1 pseudogene is annotated in these 341 nt (G+C 33.7%); it reads left to right on the top strand.

The features are described from left to right. Nucleotides 1–341: pseudogene (locus DDE80_RS14890) on the top strand (RNA-guided endonuclease TnpB family protein); the annotation flags it as partial.

Raw genomic sequence — 341 nt, 5'->3', positions numbered from 1 at the left:
TTCGTCTTGTCTACAATAAGATGCTTGCGGAAAGACAAGCGACTTATGCAAAATACAAAGACGACAAGGAAATGCTTAAAAAGCAAAAGTTCCCTACACCAGCTAAATATAAAGACGAATTTCCATTCCTAAAAGAAGTGGATTCTTTAGCTTTAGCAAATGCACAAATGAACTTACAAAAGGCTTATAAGAATTTTTTTGAAGGCAATGCGGAATTTCCAAAGTTCAAAAACCGTAAGTCAAAACAGTCTTATACAACCAATCGAGTGAACGGAAATATCGAATTGCAAGATGGTCATATCAAATTACCTAAACTGAAATTAGTAAAAATCAAGCAACAT

This window comes from Metalysinibacillus jejuensis, from assembly GCF_003057615.1.
Taxonomy (GTDB): Bacteria; Bacillota; Bacilli; order Bacillales_A; family Planococcaceae; genus Metalysinibacillus; species Metalysinibacillus jejuensis.
Note: the sequence above shows the minus strand (reverse complement) of the source record. Positions and strands in the feature narration are given on the sequence as shown.